Origin of the sequence: Bacillus sp. FJAT-27245, assembly GCF_001273955.1 — a bacterium.
Taxonomy (GTDB): domain Bacteria; phylum Bacillota; class Bacilli; order Bacillales; family Cytobacillaceae; genus Bacillus_D.
Genome location: NZ_LIGI01000001.1, coordinates 1653320 through 1676775, shown reverse-complemented (window position 1 = coordinate 1676775; position 23456 = coordinate 1653320). Strand labels below are relative to the sequence as shown.

General features: G+C 49.9%; 19 protein-coding genes. 1 reads left to right on the top strand and 18 read right to left on the bottom strand.

Annotated elements, in window-relative coordinates:
• Positions 1-52: 52 nt before the first annotated feature.
• The 9 genes from fmt to ADU24_RS08045 form a co-directional block, all read right to left on the bottom strand.
• A complete protein-coding gene (gene fmt, locus ADU24_RS08085) occupies positions 53-997 on the bottom strand; it encodes a methionyl-tRNA formyltransferase (RefSeq protein ID WP_053366145.1) in 945 nt (314 codons plus the stop codon).
• Positions 994-1479 (bottom strand): peptide deformylase, encoded by a 486-nt coding sequence (gene def, locus ADU24_RS08080; RefSeq protein ID WP_053366144.1) that lies wholly within the window; start codon positions 1477-1479, stop codon positions 994-996. Before def ends, fmt begins: the two co-directional genes overlap by 4 nt.
• 103 nt (positions 1480-1582) lie before the next feature.
• On the bottom strand, positions 1583-3997 hold the full coding sequence (gene priA / locus ADU24_RS08075) for a primosomal protein N' (RefSeq protein WP_053366143.1): 2415 nt from the start codon (positions 3995-3997) through the stop codon (positions 1583-1585).
• On the bottom strand, positions 3994-5202 hold the full coding sequence (coaBC, locus tag ADU24_RS08070; protein WP_053366142.1) for a bifunctional phosphopantothenoylcysteine decarboxylase/phosphopantothenate--cysteine ligase CoaBC: 1209 nt from the start codon (positions 5200-5202) through the stop codon (positions 3994-3996). The genes priA and coaBC overlap by 4 nt, the downstream gene beginning before the upstream one ends.
• A 391-nt stretch (positions 5203-5593) precedes the next feature.
• Positions 5594-5815: a DNA-directed RNA polymerase subunit omega gene (rpoZ, locus tag ADU24_RS08065; protein ID WP_053366141.1), complete on the bottom strand. Its 222-nt coding sequence runs from the start codon at positions 5813-5815 to the stop codon at positions 5594-5596.
• A complete protein-coding gene (gene gmk / locus ADU24_RS08060) occupies positions 5816-6430 on the bottom strand; it encodes a guanylate kinase (protein ID WP_053366140.1) in 615 nt (204 codons plus the stop codon).
• A gap of 10 nt (positions 6431-6440) precedes the next feature.
• Entirely contained in the window at positions 6441-6704 is a 264-nt protein-coding gene (remA, locus tag ADU24_RS08055) for an extracellular matrix/biofilm regulator RemA (RefSeq protein WP_053366139.1), read from the bottom strand.
• A 63-nt stretch (positions 6705-6767) separates the two neighbouring features.
• On the bottom strand, positions 6768-7745 hold the full coding sequence (locus ADU24_RS08050; protein WP_331457035.1) for a YicC/YloC family endoribonuclease: 978 nt from the start codon (positions 7743-7745) through the stop codon (positions 6768-6770).
• Complete coding sequence (locus tag ADU24_RS08045) at positions 7742-10423, bottom strand: cation-translocating P-type ATPase (RefSeq protein ID WP_053366138.1); 2682 nt, start codon at positions 10421-10423, stop codon at positions 7742-7744. The genes ADU24_RS08050 and ADU24_RS08045 overlap by 4 nt, the downstream gene beginning before the upstream one ends.
• A gap of 186 nt (positions 10424-10609) precedes the next feature.
• Here ADU24_RS08045 and ADU24_RS08040 point away from each other — a divergent pair, with 186 nt between their 5' ends.
• Positions 10610-12322 carry an Rqc2 family fibronectin-binding protein gene (locus ADU24_RS08040; RefSeq protein WP_053366137.1) on the top strand — a complete coding sequence of 571 codons (1713 nt, stop codon included), beginning with the start codon at positions 10610-10612 and terminating at the stop codon, positions 12320-12322.
• 70 nt (positions 12323-12392) lie between these two features.
• Here ADU24_RS08040 and pyrE read toward each other — a convergent pair whose 3' ends face one another.
• From pyrE to ADU24_RS07995, 9 genes are all read right to left on the bottom strand, one after another.
• Positions 12393-13016 (bottom strand): orotate phosphoribosyltransferase, encoded by a 624-nt coding sequence (gene pyrE / locus ADU24_RS08035; protein ID WP_053366136.1) that lies wholly within the window; start codon positions 13014-13016, stop codon positions 12393-12395.
• Positions 13013-13732 carry an orotidine-5'-phosphate decarboxylase gene (gene pyrF / locus ADU24_RS08030; RefSeq protein WP_053366135.1) on the bottom strand — a complete coding sequence of 240 codons (720 nt, stop codon included), beginning with the start codon at positions 13730-13732 and terminating at the stop codon, positions 13013-13015. The genes pyrE and pyrF overlap by 4 nt, the downstream gene beginning before the upstream one ends.
• The gene (locus tag ADU24_RS08025) at positions 13701-14642 is read right to left on the bottom strand and encodes a dihydroorotate dehydrogenase (protein WP_053366134.1); all 942 of its coding nucleotides are present in this window, start codon (positions 14640-14642) and stop codon (positions 13701-13703) included. Before ADU24_RS08025 ends, pyrF begins: the two co-directional genes overlap by 32 nt.
• Positions 14639-15415 (bottom strand): dihydroorotate dehydrogenase electron transfer subunit, encoded by a 777-nt coding sequence (locus ADU24_RS08020; protein WP_053366133.1) that lies wholly within the window; start codon positions 15413-15415, stop codon positions 14639-14641. Before ADU24_RS08020 ends, ADU24_RS08025 begins: the two co-directional genes overlap by 4 nt.
• Positions 15412-18618, bottom strand: a complete 3207-nt coding sequence (gene carB / locus ADU24_RS08015; protein WP_053366132.1) for a carbamoyl-phosphate synthase large subunit — start codon at positions 18616-18618, stop codon at positions 15412-15414. Before carB ends, ADU24_RS08020 begins: the two co-directional genes overlap by 4 nt.
• Complete coding sequence (locus ADU24_RS08010; protein WP_053366131.1) at positions 18597-19703, bottom strand: carbamoyl phosphate synthase small subunit; 1107 nt, start codon at positions 19701-19703, stop codon at positions 18597-18599. The genes carB and ADU24_RS08010 overlap by 22 nt, the downstream gene beginning before the upstream one ends.
• A complete protein-coding gene (locus tag ADU24_RS08005; protein WP_053366130.1) occupies positions 19700-20986 on the bottom strand; it encodes a dihydroorotase in 1287 nt (428 codons plus the stop codon). Before ADU24_RS08005 ends, ADU24_RS08010 begins: the two co-directional genes overlap by 4 nt.
• Positions 20949-21875, bottom strand: a complete 927-nt coding sequence (locus ADU24_RS08000) for an aspartate carbamoyltransferase catalytic subunit (protein ID WP_053368843.1) — start codon at positions 21873-21875, stop codon at positions 20949-20951. The genes ADU24_RS08005 and ADU24_RS08000 overlap by 38 nt, the downstream gene beginning before the upstream one ends.
• 162 nt (positions 21876-22037) lie before the next feature.
• Positions 22038-23342: a solute carrier family 23 protein gene (locus tag ADU24_RS07995; RefSeq protein ID WP_053366129.1), complete on the bottom strand. Its 1305-nt coding sequence runs from the start codon at positions 23340-23342 to the stop codon at positions 22038-22040.
• Positions 23343-23456 lie beyond the last annotated feature (114 nt).

Sequence of the window (23456 nt, the reverse complement as noted above, 5' to 3'; positions counted from 1 at the left end):
GGGCAATAAAGCATGCCCTTCTCTCCTTTCAATAACCCGGAACGCACCGGTGTTATTCTCCGAATTTTTGCCCCTCCTTGAGTTTTGCACCTGCCCCGCGAAGAAATTGGCCGGCATCCATCGGCTTTTTACCAGAGGGCTGAAGGATTGTAACCTTTACTCCCGTCCCATTCCCGGTTCCGACCGTTATGCCATCCTCTTTCAAGGAAATAATTTGTCCGGGTGCGAATTCTCCCTTTACCGGCACTTTTTCGGAGGACCACAGCTTTACCACTGTACCGTCAAGCGTCGTATATGCAACCGGCCAAGGATTCATCCCCCTGATTTGGTTGTATATTTCTTCACCCGTTTTCGCCCAGTCAATCCGTTCTTCTTCCCTTTTTATATTAAATGCAAATGTAGCTTCATCTTCATTCTGTTTGATTGGCTCCAATTCACCATCAAGAAGTTTAGGCATTGTTTCGGATAATAGGTCCGCGCCCGCTATGCTCAGTTTGCCATGAAGTGTTCCAACCGTATCGGAGTCGGTTATCGGAACCTCTACTTGGGTAAGGATATCACCTGCATCCAGCTTTTCCACCATATACATAATGGTTATCCCGGTCTTTTTCTTTCCCTGGATAATCGCATAGTGGATCGGGGCTCCTCCGCGCAGTTCCGGCAGCAAGGAAGCGTGGACATTGATGCAGCCATATTTTGGAGCTTCCAGCAGCTCCTTGGGCAGGATTTGTCCGAATGCAGCTGTCACAATCAGGTCGGGATTAAGGTCAATGACTTTTCCATACTCGTCCTTCAGCCTGATTTTTTCGGGCTGAAGGACCGGAATCCCATGTTTTTCGGCCTCTACTTTTACCGGTGGCGGTGTTAGTATCCTTTTCCTGCCCACCGGCCGGTCCGGCTGGGTTACAACCCCGATTACTTCATAGCCGTCCTCAATCAGCCTTCTAAGGACCGGTACCGAAAAATCGGGAGTTCCCATAAACACTATTTTTGTCATTCGCTTTCAACTCCCTCAAGTTCATCTTCTTCCAAATACCGTGTCACCTTCGACGTGAACAAGACACCATCAAGGTGGTCAATTTCATGCTGGATAGCCCTGGCGAGGAACCCTTCCGCCTCAAGGGTAAAGCTTCTCCCTTTCCGGTCTTGCGCCTCGATTTTGACATGGGATGGCCGCTTAACCTCCCCATAAAGGCCCGGAAAACTCAGGCATCCCTCCACCCCTGTTTGTTCTCCAGCCGAGGACAAAATTTTGGGATTAACCATTTCAATGGTTCCCATTTCATCATCAATATCGACAATGGCTACACGGACGGGCTGCCCAATTTGCGGGGCAGCGAGACCAACGCCATCGAATTCAATCATTGTTTCATACATATCATCAAGCAATTTCCCGAGCTTTTTATCAAACTTGCCTATTTCGGTGCAAGCCTGCTCCAGGATTTCTGCTGGATAGTACACTAGTTTGCGAATTGCCAAAGATTGTTCCTCCAATTACGTATCATAATATTACTTTTACCAATAAAAGGACCTGATAATCCCTTTTTTCCCTGCACCCAGGGCTGCTGGGAGTGTGGCCGCATCACATCAGCAAGTATGGGTTGATGTCGACGGAAACCTGCAGGCCGCCAGCCCCCTCCTCTTTCTGGTAACGGTCAATGACATGCTTCAGATTTTCCGGAAGGGACGGCTCGCGCTTGTATTTTATGAGGCACTGATAACGGTACCGGTCATTGATCCTCGGAATCGGGGATGCCACCGGACCAAGCACGACAGCATCCTCGGACACCCTCGCCCTTATGAACGCCGTGATTTGCTCAGTGACCGTGACCGCCTTCATCAGCTGGCCATGGCTGACTGTTACAAGTGCGAGATAATAGAACGGCGGATATTTATGGACTTTTCGCGCAATCATTTCCCTTTGGTAAAAAAGGTCGTAGTTCTGGCTGCCGGCAAGCTCGATGCTGTAATGGTCAGGCGTGTAAGTCTGGATGACGACCTCTCCGGGAAGCTCATGCCGGCCCGCCCTCCCGCTAACCTGGGTTAAAAGCTGGAACGTTTTTTCCGACGAGCGGAAGTCAGGGATATGCAGCATCGTATCCGCTGAGAGGACGCCGACAAGGGTGATATTAGGAAAATCCAGGCCTTTGGCAATCATTTGCGTGCCGAGAAGGATATCGGCACGCCCTTCCGAAAATTCCTTCAGCAACCTTTCATGTGACCCTTTCCTTCCCGTTGTATCCATATCCATCCTTACAACGCGGGCATGGGGTATAAGCTTGCCCAATTCCTCTTCAACCTTTTGCGTACCCGTCCCAAAGTAGCGGATGTGTTCGCTTAGGCATTCCGGGCATTGCAGGGGGACACGGGTTTCATATCCGCAGTAATGGCATTTCATTTGCTCATTTTTCCGGTGGTAGGTCAATGAAATATCGCAGTGCGGGCATCCCATGACATAGCCGCAGTCCCTGCACATGACAAAAGAGGAGTGTCCGCGCTTATTGAGGAACAAAACAATCTGTTCCTTTTTTTCAAGCCTGTCTTCAATTTTCTCAAATAGCTTCCTCGAAAACATCGACCGGTTCCCGGAACGCATTTCTTCCCGCATGTCCACAATTTCGACCTCTGGCATCGGCTGGTTATTCATCCGATCCGGAAGCGCAAGCAGGGAATAAACGCCTTTTTGCGCCCGGGCGAACGATTCGAGCGAAGGCGTTGCGCTTCCGAGGATAATCGGGCAATGATGCCTCTTTCCCCTTTCAATCGCCGCGTCCCTTGCGTGGTAGCGGGGCATTTCCTCCTGTTTGTAACTCGTTTCGTGTTCTTCATCAATAATGATGATTCCAAGGTTTTCAAACGGGGCGAAAATCGCCGACCGCGCGCCGACCGCCACCTTAACCTCACGGCGCTGGATTTTCCGCCATTCATCATATTTTTCCCCCGCTGAGAGCCCGCTGTGCAGGACGGCAACCTCCGCTCCGAACCGACCTTTAAATCGCTCGACCATCTGGGGGGTCAGGGCGATTTCCGGGACGAGGACGATCGCTTCCTTGCCTTTTTGAATCACATCTTGGATGGATTGCAAATAGATTTCCGTTTTTCCGCTGCCTGTCACCCCATAAAGCAGGAAGACTTCGTGGCGCCCTTCCGAAATTGCGGCCTTCACCGGTGTAATGGCTGCCCTTTGGCCTAGGGTGAGCTCGAGCGGGGCCGTTTTTGGAAAATTCCTGTCCTCATAAGGATCCCGGTATACTTCAAGCTCTTTTTCGCCAAGGATTCCCCTGTCGATAAGCGCCTTGGCCGCGGAAGGCGAATACCCCAGTTCAGCGGCCAATTTCCTTGCCTCAGCTGGCTCCGGATTGCGAATGAAATACTCTAGCAATTCCTTTTGCTTCGGCGCCCTTCCAGATAATTCTTTCTGTTCTTCCTTAAGCTGCCCTGGCGAAAGAAGGGGAATGATATATTTGATATGTTTTTTGCCGAGGCGTTTCCGTACTTCGTAAATGACTTCTACCGTTCCTGCCGCCGCTTCTTTCTGCAGGACGGGAACAAGCCCGCCCTTGACGGCATCCTCCCATCCAATTGCCTTGCCGCCTTCGAAATAATGGTGGAGGCTTTCCGGAAGTTCCTCGATGCTAGCTCCCTGGGCGAGCTTAACCTTCTTATTGTATTTTGCTTTCAAGGCCGCTGGCAGCATTGCCTGGAAAGCGGAAATTTTAAAGCTGAGCGTTTTTTCTGTTAGCCAGTTGCCAAGAGCAAGAAGTTCGCTGTTTAAAACCGGAACCAAATCCATCGGCTCCTGGATTTCCCTCAGGCTTTCGAATTCAGAATGGTCCTTTAGGCCAATAACAAAACCCTGCACCTTCCTAGGTCCAAATGGGACGACGACCCTCATCCCGGGCACAATTGCCCCCGCCCATTTTTCGGGTATTTTGTAATCAAATGGCTTGTCCGTCTGTTTGGCGGGTACATCAACGATTACGCTCGCAATATTCATTTACCCGCCCCCTCTGCCAGGATGGACGCTTCCTTTAAAATCCTTTTTGCTACTTCATGCTTCGCCATGAGGGGAAGGCTTTCACTTGAACCGTCCCGCCTGAAAAGCGTAACAATATTCGTATCAGTCCCAAAACCCGCGCCGCTTTCCGTTACATCATTGGCAACGATCATATCGGCGTTTTTGGCGGCAAGCTTCCTTCTTGCGTATTCTTCCACGTTGTTCGTTTCGGCTGCGAAACCGACGAGTACCTGACGGGTTTTTCTTTTTCCAAGTTCCATCAGGATATCCTTCGTCCTTTCGAGCTCAATTGTTTCATTACCAGGCTGTTTTTTCACTTTATAGGCATAGGCTGTTTTAGGGCGGTAATCAGAAACCGCCGCTGATTTAATGACAATATCAGCATCTTCGAAATGGCGAAGCGCTGCATCGTACATTTCCTCCGCGCTTTCAACCCGGACGACAAGCGCATCTTTTGGGGGCTCGATACCGACCGGCCCGGTAATAAGGATGACTTTTGCCCCTTCCCGAATAGCTTCCTCAGCAACTGCATAGCCCATTTTGCCGCTTGAGTCATTTGATATGAAACGGACAGGGTCGATTCTTTCCCGGGTAGGGCCCGCTGTGACGAGGACAGTCCTGCCTGCCAACTTCCCTTTTTCCTCTGCGAAGAAATCGGCGGCAAGTTCCACAATCCTCTCAGGCTCTTCAAGTCTCCCTTTGCCGACATACCCGCAGGCAAGGAAGCCTTCGCCTGGCTCGATGAACCTGTATCCAAATTGATAAAGTGTTTCAATGTTCCTAGTAACCGCTGGGTGCCCATACATATGGACATTCATTGCCGGTGCAATCCAGACCGGTGCTGTGGAAGCAAGGAGTGTGGTTGTAACCATATTATCGGCAATTCCTGCGGCGAGCTTCCCGATTGTATTTGCGGTAGCAGGGGCGCAAATCACCAAGTCCGGCCAATCCGCAAGCTCGATATGGGCAATGGCGCCCGGAATTTTTTCATCAAACGTATCGGTATAAACATCATTCCGTGACAAAGCCTGGAAGGTCAATGGTGCGACAAATTTTGTGGCTGACTCGCTCATAATTACTTTCACCACGGCCCCGGCCTGGACAAGCTTGCTAGTAAGCGCGGCAGCTTTATATACCGCGATCCCTCCGGTGACACACAGCAGGATTTTCTTTCCTTCAAGCATTTGGCATTCCTCCGCCTCTCCTGACATTAGATTCAATAAGAGCCTCATTGGATCATCCCTACAACAAGAACACTCGTTCTCCTATTATATCAAAAAATGAGAGAATACGGCTAACATAAACATTTTTCCGCCGCATTTTCTGCCGGCATCTATCCGGTCCGCTACGAAAGAAAGGCAATGGCTCATTACGCTTCTCTAAAAACACAAGCGCCCTGATAGAGGCGCTTGTGTTCGGTCAAATCGATGCAAGGTTTTTAACTTCATGTCCGAATCCGATAAAGGACAATAAGAAAGGGGCTGACATTTTGCGTTTGCCATGCCCCTATCAGCGAAATCCTTCGTATGAAAACCATCCCAAATTAACGGCAGTGTTGCCAGCCCGCACTGTAGCTTACGATTCAGCAGGTGTTTCCGCTTTGCTCCCAACACGATAGGTCAGCTGGCCGCCATAGATTTCTTCAAGCGCTTTTCCGACATATTTATGTGAAACATACTTTTCAAGGCGGTAGCCGCCATGTTGCTGCATGTATCTCGCCCTTTTCGCGGCAACAGATACGAGGGAGTACTTCGAATCAATTTTATTCAACAGGGAATCAATAGATGGATATAACAATTATTCCGCCTCCAATAATTTAATGTATCGCTGTTCGACCCGTTCACGGCGGCAATGCTCCGCTGTGACGATGGCTTTGATCCGTTCACAGGCCAGCTCAACCTGGTCGTTTTCGACAACGTAGTCGTATAGGTGCATCATTTCAATTTCTTCACGCGCTGTGAGCATCCGGTTATTGATGAGGTCCTCCGTTTCAGTCCCCCTCGTCACAATCCGGTTTTTCAGTTCGGTAAGGCTTGGAGGCATAAGAAAAATGAATAGCCCCTCAGGGAATTTTTCCCTAACCTGTTTCGCGCCCTTCACTTCGATTTCGAGGAAAACGTCTTTTCCCGAATCTAGTGTTTCCCGCACATAATCGACCGGTGTCCCGTAATAATTTCCGACGTATTGGGCGTATTCAAGGAGCTTCCCCTGGGAAATCAGCTCTTCAAACTCTTCCCTTGTTTTAAAGAAATAATCCACCCCGTGAACTTCCCCTTCGCGAGGGCTCCTCGTTGTCATTGAAATGGAATATTCAAAAGACGTATCAGGCTGGGAAAAAATCTCTTTCCTTACTGTACCCTTTCCCACACCTGATGGCCCTGAAAGCACTATGAGCAATCCTTTTTCCTGCATTTGGCCTATCCTACCCTTCATCCAATATATCTTCGCGGTCCGAAAGCCTGCCGGCAACCGTTTCCGGCTGTACCGCCGATAAAATAACATGGTCGCTATCCATGACGATAACCGCCCTTGTCCTTCTTCCATACGTGGCGTCAATCAGTGAGCCGCGGTCACGGGCGTCCTGTATGATCCGTTTTATCGGAGCGGACTCGGGGCTTACAATTGAAACGATCCGGTTTGCGGATACGATGTTCCCAAAACCAATATTGATCAATTTAATGTTCATGCCCATTCTCCAGTCATCAATTTTATCATTATGCCCCGCGGCTGCCTTCCTAAAACGGGGCGCCTATTCAATGTTTTGAATTTGCTCCTTCAGCTTTTCAAGCAGGCTCTTCAGTCCCACTACTCGTTCGGAAATCCGGGCATCACTCGATTTTGACCCAATGGTATTGACTTCCCGGTTCATTTCCTGAACAAGAAAGTCAAGCTTTCTTCCTACAGGTTCTGCTTCATCGAGGGCGGCTTTGAATTGGCCAATGTGGCTTTTCAGCCTCTCCAGTTCTTCATTGATATCCGATTTATCGGCATACAGGGCGACCTCGGCGAGAAGCCGTGATTCATCCGCTCCGCCATCCAGCAGTTCCGCCATCCGTTTGGATAGCCTTTCTCTGTATTGATCAACGACGGAAGGAGCATAAACGGTTAACTCGGACGCAAGGGCCTGAAAACGTCCCAAATTGGCGGACAAGTCTTCTTTCAATGCCTCACCTTCTGAAAGCCGCATTGACTTCGCCATCGCTCCCGCCTCATCGATTGCTTGGAGAATAATGGCTTCAAGCTCCTCGTTCCCGGTTTCCCGTTCCTCAATATGTAAAAATTCCTCCCGCCCAAGCACATGCTTAAAGGCTTCCATGGTGTCAAACCCGTATTTGGCGCCGGCCTCGGAAACAAAACGGTAATAGCCGTCCAACAGGTTCCAATCCACACGCAGGACCCTTTCCTGCGGCCCTTCCCCCTCTACGGAAATATACACTTCTGCACGGCCCCTGCGAATGTGCCGACCAAGAGCTTTTTTAAACTTGTCTTCTGCGTTCAACAGGTAGCGGGGCATACGGAAACTAAACTCACAAAATCGATGATTAACCGTTTTTACTTCAACATGTATGGAAAAGGTTCCGGTTTCTTTTTTGCAGCTTCCAAAACCAGTCATGCTTACAATCATCATCCGCACATCCTTTTCACAATCCGGCCGGCAAATTGCCAATCCATAAAGAAAAGGCAATAGAGCCGCCTCTACTACCTTTGTGATTATATCATACCTCATTTTGTTTTTCTTGCCAAAAATGTTCCGGCCAGCAAAAAAGTTGGAATTGCAGAAAGACCCGTTATTAATAGCCAATCATTCGGCTTGACCGCAACTGTATGAAATACCGGCTGCAGCGGCGGATAGTAAATGACGGCAACCATCAGCGCTGCCGATGATACAACCGCCCAAACAAGATATTTGTTGCCGAATGGATTTCTTGAAAGAACGGAAATTTCGCTTCGGCAATCGAATACGTGGATGAGTTGGGCGAGAACAAGGGTAGCGAACGCGACTGTCCTGGCATAATCCAGCTGTTCGGGATGCCTGTTGTAAATTGCCATAAAGGCAAGAAGTGTCACAATCCCGATTAAAAAGCCCCTCGAGACAACTTTCCAGCCAAGGCCACGAGCGAAAACTCCCTCACGCGGGCTTCTTGGCTTCCGTTTCATCACATTTTCCTCCGGCTTGTCGAGCCCAAGTGCCATGGCAGGCAACCCGTCAGTCACTAGATTCACCCAAAGAATTTGGATGGGAACGAGCGGGAGCGGCAAGGCGAGAATCATCGCGAATAGCATGACAAGGATTTCCCCTACATTTGAAGCAAGAAGGTAGCGGATGAATTTACGAATATTTTCATAAATATTCCGTCCCTCTTTAATTGCGGATTTTATGGTTGCGAAATTGTCGTCAAGAAGGACGAGCGCCGAAGCCTCTTTGGCAACATCCGTCCCTGTAATTCCCATGGCAACGCCAATATCGGCAGCCTTAATCGCTGGGGCGTCATTCACACCGTCGCCTGTCATCGCAACAACATGCCCGCGGTTTTGGAACGCCTTTACAATCTTTAGCTTGTGCTCGGGCGAAACACGCGCAAAAACAGAGACGTCCTCCACCACCTCTTCAAGTTCTTCGACAGACAATTCCGAAAGTGCCTTCCCATCCATAATCCTGCTTTTCCCGGAAAGGATTCCGAGCTGGCTGGCGATTGCTTTAGCCGTAATGACGTGGTCTCCCGTAATCATGACCGTCTTGATTCCCGCATCACGGCATTCGCGGACGGCTTCCTTTACCTCGGGCCGCGGCGGATCGATCATTCCCTGTATGCCGATGAATGTCAGATCCTTTTCCGCTTCACGCTCATTCAGGATAACACGCCCAGCTGGCAAGGGCTTGTAAGCAACGGCAATCGTTCTTAAAGCTTTTGAAGCAAGGCCTTCAACCGCAGCGTTTGCCTCCGCCTTCGTTTCGCGGGCCATCGTTTGGACTCTTCCATCTTTAAGAATGCTGCTCGAGACCCCAATCAGGACATCAGGCGCGCCCTTTGTTACAATAAACACTTTTCCCTGCCTGTCCTGGACGACAACACTCATCATTTTTCGTGAAGAATCGAATGGAAACTCATTCAGAATCTTATATTCCTCTAGAAGTTTTTTTCTGTCATACCCGGCTTTCATGGCGCTGACCAGAAGGGCACCTTCTGTTGGATCCCCATCCAGGACAAGCTCGTTTTCCTTACGCGCCAAATCCGAATGGTTGCAAAGCATCCCAAACATAAGCAGCTGCTGGAGCGCTTTTTCGTTCCTGACCTGGATGGGCTGTTTGTTCTCCCCATAAAAGGCGCCCTCTGGCTCATATCCGATTCCGTCCACGGTCCAGTTTTTCCCGCCGCTCCACAAATGGGTTACCGTCATTTTGTTCTGTGTCATCGTCCCGGTTTTATCCGAACAGATGACTGATGCGCAACCGAGCGTTTCGACCGCGGGAAGCTTCCTCACGATTGCATTGCTTTTTATCATTTTCTGGACGCCAAGAGAGAGAGCGACGGTTACTATGGCGGGCAGTCCTTCGGGGATAGCCGCGACAGCAAGCGAGACGCCCGCCAATACCATCTCGTACAAGCCATGTCCCTGCAAAAGGCCGATCACGACGACTAGAAGTGTCAGCAGGAGCGCGACTGTAATGAGGATTTTTCCAAGCTGTGCAAGCCTTCTTTGCAAAGGCGTCTCGGCGGTTTCAGCATTTTGAAGCAAATCGGCTATCTGGCCCATCGCCGTTTTCATTCCGGTGGCAATAATTGTGCCTAAGCCGCTCCCCCTGGTCACCATCGTACCCATGAATGCGATATTTTCCATATCCCCAAGCCCGGGGCTGGGTATGGAGAGAACCCCGTCAACTTTTGAAACTGGCACGGATTCACCTGTAAGGGCCGATTCTTCAATTTCAAGGCTCTTTGATTCAATAATCCGGATATCCGCCCCGATTCTGTCCCCACTTGAGAATTTGATAATATCCCCCGGGACAGCCTCCCGCGAAGGAATCTTTAGCCATTTCCCTTCACGGAGCACCTGGATTTGCGGCGCCGACAATTCCTTCAATGCCTGAAGTGATTTTTCGGCTTTCCTCTCTTGAAAAAAACCAAGGAAGCCATTTATCAGTACGATTGTAATAATCGCGATCGCATCGATATACTCACCGAGCAGCCCGGATATGAGCGTAGCGGCCAGCAGGACCAGGACCATAAAATCCTTGAACTGGCTAAGAAAAAGCAGCAGCGCGGATTGCTTTTCCCCTTCGTCGAGCTCATTGTAACCGTGGATTTTTATCCGTTTATCCGCTTCATCCAAGGATAATCCAGACGAATAGTCAGTATTCAGCGCCTCTTCCACCTGGCTTGCATTCATTTCATGGAACCTCATCCGGCCATCACGCTTCCCCCTTTGATTTTTCCACGGAACGCCTTCTTTTTTACCTGCATTCCATTCTCTCAAGTAAGCTTATTCAGACTCGTCCAAAAAAATGCTAAAATAGAAGGAGCAACCGCTGAGCGCACCAGGAAGCTTGCAAATAGCGCGTTAGAATTTTTGAATGAGAGGGTATTTCCAATGTCATTTGATGGATTATTTACGAGAGCCATGGCCGGTGAGCTTGCCAAAACACTTGCGGGCGGCCGGATTAATAAAGTTCAACAGCCATATAAAAACGAAATTATTCTTGTCATTCGGGCAAACGGGGCAAACCACCGCCTTCTCCTGTCCGCCCATCCAAGCTACGCACGGGTGCAACTGACGAATGAAACGCATGAAAACCCAAGCGAGCCGCCAATGTTCTGCATGCTTCTGAGAAAGCATATCGAAGGCTATATTCTTGAGGACGTTTACCAATCCGGTACGGACAGAATCCTCATTTTTGAAATAAAAGGGCGAAATGAAATTGGCGATTTCAGCTACAAACAGCTGATTATCGAGATTATGGGGAAACACAGCAATATCATCCTTGTAGATAAAAGCAGGGGGATGATTTTGGACAGCATCAAGCATGTATCGTTCGCTGTGAATACCCACAGGGCCATTCTTCCGGGCCAGCCCTATATAGCGCCGCCAATACAAAATAAATTGGACCCGTTCAAGGCAACGGAGGAGGATGTGCTGAAAGCGATCGATTTTAACAGCGGCAAGCTTGACAGGCAGCTGGTCGAAGCTTTTTCCGGTGTGTCCCCCCTTTTCGCAAAGGAGGTTGTACACTCAAGCGGCCTGGCAAACAGGACTACAGTACCGAAAGCTTTCGTTTCAATGATTGATCGGCTACGCGAAGGCAGGATTGAACCGGCGATAACAGCCAGCCAAAACAAGGAGGCGTTTTACCTGTTCCCCCTCCATCATTTAAAAGGCGAACCGCGGTTTTTTCCAACCTTGAGCGGCATGCTTGACCGGTATTACTTTGGAAAGGCCGAGAGGGACAGGGTGAAGCAGAAGGCGGGCGACCTGGAAAGGTTTATCGCCAACGAAAAAGAAAAGAATGAAAAGAAAATAGAGAAATTGAAGAAGACCTTAAAGGATGCGGAAAAAGCAGACGAATTTCAGAAGTTCGGGGAGCTTTTGACAGCAAATATGCATGCTGCMAGAAAAGGCATGAAAGAAATCGAGGTGCTCGATTACTACGATGAAAGCGGTGCGATGGCGGTCATTCCGCTTGACCCCCATAAAACGCCTTCCGAAAATGCGCAAAAATATTTTTCAAAATACCAGAAAGCCAAAAACGCGGTTCTTGCCGTGAAGGGGCAAATCGAAAAAGCCGAAACGGAAGCAGCGTATTTCGACGGCCTGCTGCAACAGCTTGATTCGGCGTCCCCAAGTGATATTGAAGAAATCAGGGAGGAGCTTGCCGAAGGAGGCTATATTAGGCAACGGGCCAAAAAGAACGGGAAAAAACAGGCAAACTGGAAACCGTCGCTCGAGAGCTATACAGCTGGGGATGGAACAGAAATCCTCGTCGGCAAAAACAACAAGCAAAACGATTACCTGACAGGTAAACTTGCCGGGCGGGATGAAATCTGGCTCCATACAAAAGACATTCCGGGTTCGCACGTTGTCATCCGGAGCAAGGAGCCTTCCGAGGAAACAATACGCGAAGCCGCGATGCTGGCCGCCTATTTTTCAAAGGCCCGCAGTTCCGGTTCCGTGCCGGTTGATTATACACGGGTCAGGCATGTTAAAAAACCAAATGGCGCGAAACCGGGATTTGTCATCTACGATCATCAAAAGACAGTCTATGTCACCCCGGATGAAGATGCGATCCTGGGACTTAAGAAGAAATAGTCCACCTGCCTCCCTAGTAAAAAATCAGGTGCCAATGCAAATAGCCCGGCTTGTATGCCGGGCTAAATTTTTAATTCATCCATTCACTCGGGTTCCTGTACCATTCCATCAGCAGGCCGAATTCGTCTTTTTTGATGTATCCTTCATCAGCCGCGATTTTTGCGAGTGCGGGAAAATCAGTAATCGTATATGCGGCAAAGTTTGCTTCTGCAAGCTTTTGCTTCCCCTTTTCAAGTCCGTAAGTAAAAATCGCCGCGACTCCAAGCACTTCGGCCCCTGCTTCCTCAAGCGCCCGCGCAGCTGTTATCACACTGCCCCCGGTCGAAATAAGGTCTTCGATGATAACGGCCTTTTGTCCTTTTTCCACCTTGCCCTCAATCTGATTTCCCTTTCCATGGCCTTTCGCGCTGCTCCTGACATAACACATTGGAAGCTCCATGCCCGCGCTGACCCATGCGGCATGGGGAATTCCAGCTGTGGCGGTCCCGGCAATCACCTCTACTTCGGGAAAATGCATATGAATCAATGAAATTAGGCCTTTCGCAATTGCCTTCCGGACTTCCGGATAGGAAAGCGTCAGCCTGTTATCGCAATAAATCGGCGACTTGATTCCGGATGTCCATGTAAACGGCTCCTGCGGCCTTAAGGTAACTGCATTGATTTCCAATAGTTGAGCGGCAATTGTTTTGTTCATCGTGATGCTCCTTTCCATGCTTCCATCCATGTTTCATAGGCTTCTACAGGTTTTTCTGCCCGTATGATCGGCCTGCCTACAACTATGGCCGATATCCCGGCTTCACGCGCCTTTTCGGGGGTTGCGACCCGTTTTTGATCCTGGTGGCTGTCCGTACCCATCCTGATGCCGGGAGTCACCGTCAAAAATCCGCTGCCTTGACGTTCCATAATCTTTCCGGCTTCCCATGCGGAGCAAACAACTCCATCCATACCGGCTGACCTGGCAAGAGAAGCATAATGTAAAACAGATTCTTCAAGGGGAACAGGAATGAGCTGTTCAGCCTGCATCCTCGCTTCTTCCATACTGGTAAGCTGTGTGACGGCAACACAGGCTGGCCTCGTTCCTCCCGCAGGCGTTCCAGCCTCAAGCCCTTCCATCGCAGCTTCCATCATTGCTTTTCCCCCGGCCGCATGGACTGTTGTCAAATCGCAGCCGAGGCTTGAAAGCGACCTCATCGCGCTCATAACGGTGTTCGGGATATCATGAAGCTTCAAATCAAGGAAGACGCGATGGCCCATTTCCTTCAATGTATGGACTGTCCGCGGACCTTCCTTGTAAAATAGCTCCATTCCCACTTTCAAAAACAAGCGATGGGTAGTGAAAGGCTTAAGAAATCTTTCAACCTCATTTAGGTCTCCAAAATCAAGCGCGATGATAAGCGGGTTGTCCTGCATTGTTCCAGCTCCTTCCCCTGCATTCGAGGATATGTTCATATCCCAATTTATCAAGCAAAACAGGCAGTTCTTCGGTGATTTGCGGGCAGATAAACGGATCGGTGAAGTTTGCCGTCCCGACCGCGATGGCACTGGCTCCCGCGTAGAAAAATTCAATAACATCCGCCGCTGACTGGATGCCTCCCATGCCAATGATCGGCAAGTTGGTCTTCTGGCTTACTTCATAAACCATTCTTAAGGCAACCGGTTTGACTGCAGGCCCGGAAAGCCCACCGGTTCTGTTCGCAAGGATCGGCTTGGCAGTTTTTAGGTCGAGCCTCATTCCGAGCAGTGTATTGATCATCGTGAGGCCGTCCGCGCCGCCGTCTTCAGCTGCCAGGGCGATGTCCACAATATTCGTTACATTTGGCGAAAGTTTCACATATACAGGTACGGCGGAAACGCCCTTTACCTTTTTTGTGAGTTCCTTCAACACGACAGGGTCTGTCCCAAAGGCAATCCCGCCTTCCTTCACGTTCGGGCACGAAACATTCAATTCGAGTGCGCGGACATTCGGAGCCTTTGATATGTGCCTGGCGACCTCCACATATTCGTCTTCGGTAGAGCCCGCAACATTTGCAATGATCGGGACATCGAACTGTTCAAGCCAGGGAAGTTCCGTTTCGATAATTTCCTTATATCCGGGATTTTGGAGGCCGATCGCGTTCAGCATCCCGGATGGGGTTTCCGCAACTCTCGGCGTAGGGTTTCCGAACCGCGGTTCACCGGTAGCCGCCTTGATCATGATCGCTCCAAGAATGTTTAAATCGAAGAGCCGGCTGAACTCCCTTCCAAATCCAAAACAGCCGGAAGCGGGCATGACCGGATTCTTTAGGTTTAATCCAGGCAAAGAAATGTTAAGCCTGTTCATAGTACTACCTCCCCGGCACGGAATACTGGCCCATCACTGCAAACCTTCCTATAGGCATGGCCGGACATATCGCCCTGCACTCTGCAGACGCAGGCAAAACATGCGCCAATGCCACAGCCCATCCGTTCCTCAAGTGAAAGGAACACTTTCTTATCCGGATAGCCTGTTTCCAAAGCCTTAAGCATTGGTACCGGGCCGCACGCATAAAGAGTGTTGAAGCCAAGCTGTTCCTTCCTTAAAACATCGGTTACAAACCCCTTTTCCCCAAAGGTTCCATCAACAGTTGCGATAAATGTTTCCCCAAGTTCAGCGAATTCCTTTTCGTAAAAAACGGCCGACGCGGTCTGGAAACCAAGCACATGAACAACTTTAACCCCTTTCTGTACGAGTTGGCGGGATAGTTCATAAAGAGGCGGAACGCCAATCCCTCCGCCAACAAGCAAGGCAACTTCCCCCGCCGCTGTTTCACCAACCTTAAACCCATTTCCCAGCGGGCCAAGAATATCTATTTCCATCCCGGCTGTAAAGGTAGAAAGCAACACTGTCCCCTGCCCGCCAGCACGATAAATGAGTGTCATTGCGCCGTTATGCCTGTCGATTGACGAGATGCTGATTGGCCGCCTTAAAAGCGGCCCCATTGCACCGCCTATCTTTACATGGACGAATTGGCCCGGCAAAGCTTCCGATGCGATATTCCCTTCAACCGTCAGCCTAAAGATTGAGTCGGCTATTTCTTCATGGCGGACAACCGCGCACAATTCTTTGGTAATCAAATCAACGCAGCCTCCCTTGTGTTCGGGCCAATTGTTTCTATTGAAAAATTCATTGATTCAATGACCCTAAGAATTGCGGCCGCTGTATCAAGTGATGTGAGGCAGGGAATCCCATTTTCTACAGCTTCCCTTCTAATCCTGAAGCCGTCCCGCTCAGGCTGCCTGCCCTTTGTTAATGTGTTGATGATAAATTGAACCTCGCCCTTATGGATAATATCGACAAGCGTAGGCCCTTCGGAACCGATTTTCCCTACAACCTCAACCGGGATTCCGGCCTTTTCAATTGCCCGCGCGGTCCCGGAAGTCGCTATGATCCGGTAGCCCTGGGCGGCAAACCTTTTTGCGAGGGAAGCCGCTTCCTGCTTGTCTTTATCCGCCACCGTCATAAGAACGGTGCCAAATTGCGGAATCGAAATTCCGGATGCCACGACCCCTTTATATAAGGCTTTTTCAAGCGAGACATCTTTGCCCATTACTTCCCCTGTTGATTTCATTTCAGGCCCAAGCGTAATATCGACGCTTCTCAATTTCGCAAAAGAGAAGACAGGCACTTTGACATACACTTCTTCTTTCTCCGGAATCATTCCACCTGGGTAGCCCTGTTCGCGTATGGATATGCCAAGGACCGCCTTTGTCGCGATTATCGCCATTGGCACGTTTGTAATCTTGCTCAAAAATGGGACAGTCCTGCTTGAGCGCGGGTTTACTTCAAGGACATAAATGCCGCTATCCGCAAGAACGAACTGGATGTTCAAAAGGCCAACGATGTTCAATCCCCGTGCAAGCCTGGCGGTATAGTCAGCGATCAGCCGCTTTTCTTCAACGGTCAGCGATTGCGGTGGGTAAACGGCAATCGAGTCCCCCGAATGGACCCCGGCCCGTTCAATGTGTTCCATTATTCCCGGAACCAGCACATCGGCCCCGTCCGAAATTGCATCGACTTCAATTTCCCTGCCTGTGATATAGCGGTCGATCAGGACCGGATGGCCCGAATTGACTTTCACTGCGTTTGTCATATAAAGAATGAGATCCTGTTCGTGGTGGACAATTTCCATTGCCCTCCCCCCGAGGACGTAGGATGGGCGGACGAGTACCGGGTAGCCGATTTCATTTGCAATCGTTACGGCTTCCTCGACGGATAAGGCGGTTTTTCCAAGAGGCATAGGGATCCCGAGTTCGACAAGGGCGCGCTCGAACTTGTCGCGATCCTCCGCCCTGTCAAGATCTTCAAGGCTCGTGCCCAGAATCCGGACGCCTCTTTCCGCCAGGCCGGATGCCAGGTTGATCGCAGTCTGGCCGCCGAATTGGACCACGACCCCAATCGGCTTCTCATGGTCAATGACATGCATGACATCCTCGAGCGTGAGTGGTTCAAAATACAGCTTGTCGGAAATGCTGAAATCGGTCGAAACTGTTTCCGGGTTGCTGTTAATAATGATAGCTTCATAGCCTGCTTCCTGAATCGCCTTTACCGAATGGACGGTCGCATAGTCGAATTCAATCCCCTGTCCGATTCTGATCGGGCCGGATCCCAAAACGACAACGCTCTTCCTCGTACTAGGCACGGATTCATTTTCCTCTTCATATGTTCCGTAAAAATACGGCGTCGCTGCTTCAAATTCAGATGCACATGTATCGACCATTTTGTAAACTGGCAAAATGCCATTCTGCTTCCTCCATTGGGAAACATCCAATTCCGCACAGCACCATAGCGAGGCGATTACTTTATCGGAAAATCCGCGTCTTTTTGCCTCAAAGGCAACAGAATGGGCGAAAGGTTTGTTTTTAACAAGGACCTCAAGGTCAAGAATTCCTTTTAATTTTGTTAAAAAGAAAAGGTCAATTTGACTCCATTCGTGGATTACCCCAACTGGAACGCCCCGCCTCATTGCTTCGGCGATGTAGAACAGCCGCTCATCCACAGCTTTCCGGATTCTTTTTTCAATCGTTTGGTCAGGAATGGATTCCCCGCCTGGGAGGGCAAAATGATGGATGTTCGCCTCCAGTGACCGGATTGCTTTTAAAAGCGACTCTTCAAATGTCCTTCCAATCGCCATCACTTCACCGGTAGCCTTCATTTGGGTCCCGAGTTCCCGGTTTCCCGTTTCAAATTTATCGAACGGCCACCTCGGAATTTTTGTCACGATGTAATCAAGGGCTGGCTCAAAGCTTGCATACGTCTTGCCCGTAACAGGGTTGACCATTTCATCAAGGGTTAGGCCGACCGCAATTTTTGCCGCTAATTTGGCAATCGGATAGCCAGTTGCCTTGGAAGCGAGCGCTGAGGACCGGCTTACCCTCGGATTCACTTCGATGATATAATAGTTGAAGCTTTCGGGGTCAAGGGCAAGCTGTACATTGCAGCCCCCTTCAATGCCAAGGGCGCGGATAATCTTCAAAGATACGTTTCTTAAAAGCTGGTATTCCCTGTCGCTTAGTGTCTGGCTCGGGGCCACAACGATGGAGTCGCCCGTATGGATGCCGACAGGGTCGATGTTTTCCATATTGCAGACGACTATTGCCGTGTCGTTGGCGTCACGCATCACTTCGTATTCAATTTCCTTATATCCTGCGATGCTCTTTTCCAAAAGGCACTGCCGTACAGGACTATTTTTCAACCCGCTTAAAACTATTTCCTCTAGCTCATCGCCATTCGAGCAAATCCCCCCGCCAGTCCCGCCGAGTGTAAAGGCCGGGCGGACAATGACCGGAAAACCGATTTTTTCGGTAAATGCGCGGGCTTCTGGCAGCGAATGGACAATTGCGCTTTCAGGTACGGGCTCACCAAGCTCGTTCATTAAATTCCGGAAAAGCTCACGGTCCTCGGCTTTTTCAATCGCGTCCAGCTTTGTACCGAGTATCTCCGTTCCGCATTCCGCAAGCACGCCCGATTTAGCAAGCTCCACCGCCAAATTCAGGCCAGTCTGCCCGCCAAGAGTCGCAACAAGCGCGTCCGGGCGCTCTTTTCTGATAATCCGCGATACAAAATCGACTGTCAGCGGTTCGATATACACTTTGTCGGCTATCTCCGCATCGGTCATAATCGTAGCGGGATTCGAGTTTACGAGAATGACCTTGTACCCTTCTTCCTTCAATGCAAGGCATGCCTGTGTGCCGGCATAATCAAATTCAGCGGCCTGCCCGATGATGATGGGGCCCGAACCTATTACGAGAATGGTTTCTATATCCGTACGCTTTGGCATGATTGCTGTCCTTCCTTTTCATAGGTTTCTATCACCTTTAGAAATTCATCAAAGAGGCTATTTGCATCATCCGGTCCTGGTGAGGCTTCAGGATGGTACTGGACACTGAATGCAGGAAGGCTGGAATGCCGGAGCCCTTCAACAGTGCCGTCATTCACCGCGGTATGTGTGATCTCAAGCCCGGTGTTCTTTAGAGAATCAGCCTTTACGGAATAGCCGTGGTTTTGGGAGGTAATTGTTATCTTCCCTGTTGCCAGCTCCCTTACAGGATGATTTGAGCCGCGGTGGCCGAACGCCATTTTCTCGGTATCCGCACCCGAAGCGAGGGCAAACAGCTGATGGCCGAGACAAATGCCAAATATCGGTACCTTTCCTAAAACTTCACTGATCATGGTGATTGCTTCAGGTACATCCTTTGGATCTCCAGGGCCATTGGATAGCATGATTCCATCAGGCCGGAGCCGCATGATTTCATCCGCGGATGTGTCATAAGGCACGACCGTAACATCGCAACCGCGCTTGTTCAATTCCCGCAGAATTCCATGCTTCATCCCGAAATCGACGAGAACGACCCTCTTTCCACGTCCCGGGCTTGGATAAGGATTCTTTGTTGAAACCATATTGACCTGGCCGGTTAGTAGCGGGCGGCTCTTTAGTCTCCCTATCACTTCCTCGGTATCGGAATTGATTTCGCAAATGGCGCCTTTCATTGTTCCATGCTTCCGGATCGCCCTTGTCAGCATCCGGGTGTCAATTCCTTTTAATCCGGGGATCTTCTTGATTTTCAAATAGCCATCCAGTGTCAATTCGCTTCTCCAGTTGGAAGGAAAGCTTTCGGCTTCTTTCACAATCAGGGCTCCTACAGCGGGATTGATCGATTCAAAATCATCGCGGTTGATGCCGTAATTCCCGATTAATGGATACGTAAGAACGACGAGCTGCCGGCAATAGCTTGGATCAGAGAGAATTTCCTGATAGCCCGTCATCCCGGTATTGAAAACTACTTCGCCTTCTGTTTCTGAAAGGTCCCCAAAACCTTCTCCGGTAAAAACAGTGCCATCTTCAAGAATCAGTTTTCGTTTCATGCTTTCACCCCGGCCTTTTTCCAGGCGATTTTTCCGCCCGCTATCGTCAATACCGGCCAGCCTTTGCATGTCCAGCCACCGAATGGCGTATTCTTTCCTTTTGATAAAAATTCGCGCGGGTTGATTTCACGTTCCGTTTCCAAATCCAGCAGGACGATGTCAGCCGACACTCCTTCTTCAAGCCTTCCAAACGGAAGCCCGAACGCTTCAGCAGGTTTAATTGTCAAAAAATCGATGAGCTGCTGGAGGCTGAGCATTCCCTTTTCAACAAAATGCGTGTACAAAAGTGGAAAAGCTGTTTCAAGGCCTGTTATCCCAAACGGGGCCAGCTGCATTCCCTCTGCTTTTTCTTCGGCCGTATGGGGTGCATGGTCGGTTGCAATGAAATCGATAGTTCCATCCAATAGCCCCTCAAACAATGCTTCCTGATCCACTTTGCCGCGTAGAGGCGGGTTCATTTTGAAATTGGTGTCGAGGCCCGGTATATCGTCCTCGCACAACAGGAGGTGGTGGGGGGTAACTTCCGCCGTGACACGGATTCCTGCGCGCTTCGCATCCCTCACCACCCTCACAGATTCCTTCGTGCTGATGTGGCAAACATGGTAATGGCAACCTGCCGCTTCCGCAAGCAGGACATCCCTGGCGATATGGACGCTTTCGCATACGGAAGGAATGCCGTTAAGGCCGTTTTCTTTTGAAAAAGAACCTTCATGGACGCACCCTTTATTGATGAGCGAATCCTCTTCGCAATGGGCGACTATTGCCATATTTAGCGCGGCCGCTTTTTTCATCGCCTCAAGCATCACCGCAGCCGTTTGCACGCCTACTCCGTCATCGGTAAAAGCGAAAGCGCCTGAAGCCTTCAACTCCTCGAAATCAGTCAGCTCCCTGCCCAATTCACGAATTGTAATTGAAGCATATGGAAGCACCCTGACAGAGGCGGTTTTTGCAATCCTTTCCTGAAGCCAGTCAAGCTGCTCCTTGGAATCAGGCACCGGCCTTGTATTCGGCATCGCGGCGACAGTTGTGAATCCGCCTTTCGCCGCAGCAAGTGTGCCTGTTTCAATCGTCTCTTTCTTTTCTCCGCCAGGCTCGCGAAGGTGAACGTGGAGATCGATGAAGCCTGGCGCGGCCACATAACCCGTCCCATCAATTACCCTATCCGCTTCCACTTTAAGGTCGTGGCTGATTTTTGCAATCGTCCCGTTCTCTATGAAAATATCCATTTTTTCCGATCCTGTAGATTTATCTTGCAATTGCACGTTTTTCAGCAAAAGCTTCATGGTACCAACCTCCTGTTTTTTGTGCCAAAGCCCTTTTCAGGACCGCCATCCGGACATAAACGCCATTTTCCATCTGTTTGAAAATCCTCGAACGTGGCGATTCTACGAGGCTTGAAGCAATTTCGACATCCCTGTTAACAGGAGCCGGATGCATGATGATGCTGCCGGGCTTCATAAGATTTTCCCTTTCAAGGGTAAGCCCGTACTCGCAATGGTACTCTTCTTTCGATATTCCCGAATGCCTTTCATGTCGTTCATGCTGGATCCGGAGGAGCATGACGATATCCGCCGTCTTCACCGCACTGTCGATTTCCTCATAGTTCGTATTCTCATCGAACCACTCCGGCGGACCTGAAAAAACGACTTCGGCACCGAGCTTTTTCAACGCGATGGCATTGGAATGGGCGACCCTGCTATGCCTGATGTCTCCAACAATCGCAACCTTCAAGCCTTCAAATCTTCCAAACTCCTGCTTGATTGTCATCAGGTCAAGAAGCGATTGGGTCGGGTGGTGGCCGCAGCCATCGCCGGCATTCAGGATTGGAATCCTGCAGCCTTCCAAGAGTTCCTCATAGTATTGGTCAGCCGGATGCCGGATGACCACCGCATCCACGCCGATAGATTCCAGTGTACGGACCGTGTCATAAAGCGTTTCACCCTTCAGCGCACTTGATGCGCTCGCCTCAAACTGGATAACTTCAAGGCCAAGTTTCCTCTCCGCAACTTCAAAGCTGCACTTCGTCCTGGTACTTGGTTCAAAGAAGAGATTTGAAACAAACGCCGGCCTTTGCGGAATCCAAACCGCCCCTTTTGAAAAGCCTTCTGCCTCATCAATCAGTGTGTGAATTTCTTCCGGCTGTAAATCGGCCATTGTCAGTAAATGTTTAATCATTTTTCCATTCCTCCCCAGATTTTTTGCTTTAGGGCGAAAGAAAACGCCCTCGGCGGTAGCCTGGGCGCATGAAATCCCCGGCTGCCGGGAGATATGGCTTTCCGGCAGCCGGGCGTGCACCCTTACCGGCCTCACGGGACCGGTTTAAAAGGTGGTACCTTATGCAGATTGTTTGTCGGTTGAAACTTCGAACATGTCTTCATTTACAGGCTCCCTGCCAGGCAAAATCAGGTTCAGCAATACCCCAAGGATTGCCGCAAGCGCCATGCCCTGGATTTCGAAGCCGCTTGTTATCTTGATGAACGCCCCTCCGATTCCGATTACGAGGATGACGGAAGAGATGATGAGGTTCCTGTTGTTGCCAAAATCAATGTTGTTGTCAACAAGCATCCTTAGGCCGGAAGAAGCGATGATACCGAAAAGAAGGATTGAGACTCCACCCATGACGGCTGGGGGGATTGAGCCGATTAGTGCGGTAATTGTTCCGCTGAAACCGAAAATGACTGCCGCCACCGCAGCACCAGCGATGACATACACGCTATATACCTTTGTAATCGCGAGGACGCCGATGTTTTCACCGTAAGTTGTTTTCGGCGGGCCGCCAATCAGTGCGGAAATCATCGTCGCCGTCCCATCACCTAAAATAGAGCGGTGAAGGCCGGGCTGTTTAATGTAATCACGGCCGACTACCTTACTCAGCACAAGCTGGTGGCCGATATGCTCAGAAATCGTCACGACCGCGACCGGAACCATCAAGAGGACGAGATCCAACGTTATTTTTATTTTGTAATCAACAAACGGAATGATGAAATCAGGCATTACAAAAAGATCCGCATCTACTACCTTTGAGAAGTCGACCAGGCCTACTGCCAGTGAATACACGTATCCGATAATAATTCCCGCAAGGATTGGAATGATGCTCAGTACCCCTCTCGCATAAACCGAGAAGACAACCGTGGCAATAAGGGTAACCAAAGCCGCCGAGAAATGCAGCATGCTGTAATTTTCAATGTTATCCAATGTATTCATTGCCATCCCGACTGCGGTTCCCGCCAGTGAAAGGCCAATGACCATGATGACAGGTCCCACTACAATCGGAGGAAGAAGATTCATGATCCAGCGATGGCCCGCCTTCTTTATGATAAGCGCGATAATACCGTAGACAAGGCCTGCCATGAAACTTCCGATCATTGCCCCGCCTGGGCCACCCATTGCCTTCGCGCCGATAATCGGTGTAATAAAGGCGAAGGATGAACCGAGATATGCAGGCACTTGCCATTTTGTGATTGCCAGGAAGGCCAATGTGCCAAGGCCGCTCGAAATGAGGGCGATCGCCGGGCTTAAATCGACAAGATAAGGTACAAGGATCGTCGCGCCGAACATGGCGAACAGGTGTTGAAGGCTAAGCGTAATCATTTGGCCAAATCTTGGTTTTTCGTGTACATCCAGGGTTGGGGTATTCATTTTTTTCTCCTCCGATTTTAATAGGATTTACATGTATTTCTTACTGTTTTAAAAGCTCTTCAAAACTAGCACCAATCATATTAGGCAAATAAAAAACCTCCCTGCATCCAAAGC

Bases quoted from the DNA above. Each gene is read 5' to 3' on its own strand.
- fmt (WP_053366145.1), bottom strand. From the start codon at position 997: ATGACAAAAATAGTGTTTATGGGAACTCCCGATTTTTCGGTACCGGTC.
- priA (WP_053366143.1), bottom strand. From the start codon at position 3,997: ATGAATATTGCGAGCGTAATCGTTGATGTACCCGCCAAACAGACGGAC.
- coaBC (WP_053366142.1), bottom strand. From the start codon at position 5,202: ATGCTTGAAGGAAAGAAAATCCTGCTGTGTGTCACCGGAGGGATCGCG.
- gmk (WP_053366140.1), bottom strand. From the start codon at position 6,430: ATGCAGGAAAAAGGATTGCTCATAGTGCTTTCAGGGCCATCAGGTGTG.
- remA (WP_053366139.1), bottom strand. From the start codon at position 6,704: ATGAACATTAAATTGATCAATATTGGTTTTGGGAACATCGTATCCGCA.
- ADU24_RS08050 (WP_331457035.1), bottom strand. From the start codon at position 7,745: ATGAGGTATGATATAATCACAAAGGTAGTAGAGGCGGCTCTATTGCCT.
- ADU24_RS08045 (WP_053366138.1), bottom strand. From the start codon at position 10,423: ATGAGGTTCCATGAAATGAATGCAAGCCAGGTGGAAGAGGCGCTGAAT.
- pyrE (WP_053366136.1), bottom strand. From the start codon at position 13,016: ATGAACAAAACAATTGCCGCTCAACTATTGGAAATCAATGCAGTTACC.
- pyrF (WP_053366135.1), bottom strand. From the start codon at position 13,732: ATGCAGGACAACCCGCTTATCATCGCGCTTGATTTTGGAGACCTAAAT.
- ADU24_RS08025 (WP_053366134.1), bottom strand. From the start codon at position 14,642: ATGAACAGGCTTAACATTTCTTTGCCTGGATTAAACCTAAAGAATCCG.
- carB (WP_053366132.1), bottom strand. From the start codon at position 18,618: ATGCCAAAGCGTACGGATATAGAAACCATTCTCGTAATAGGTTCGGGC.
- ADU24_RS08010 (WP_053366131.1), bottom strand. From the start codon at position 19,703: ATGAAACGAAAACTGATTCTTGAAGATGGCACTGTTTTTACCGGAGAA.
- ADU24_RS08005 (WP_053366130.1), bottom strand. From the start codon at position 20,986: ATGAAGCTTTTGCTGAAAAACGTGCAATTGCAAGATAAATCTACAGGA.
- ADU24_RS07995 (WP_053366129.1), bottom strand. From the start codon at position 23,342: ATGAATACCCCAACCCTGGATGTACACGAAAAACCAAGATTTGGCCAA.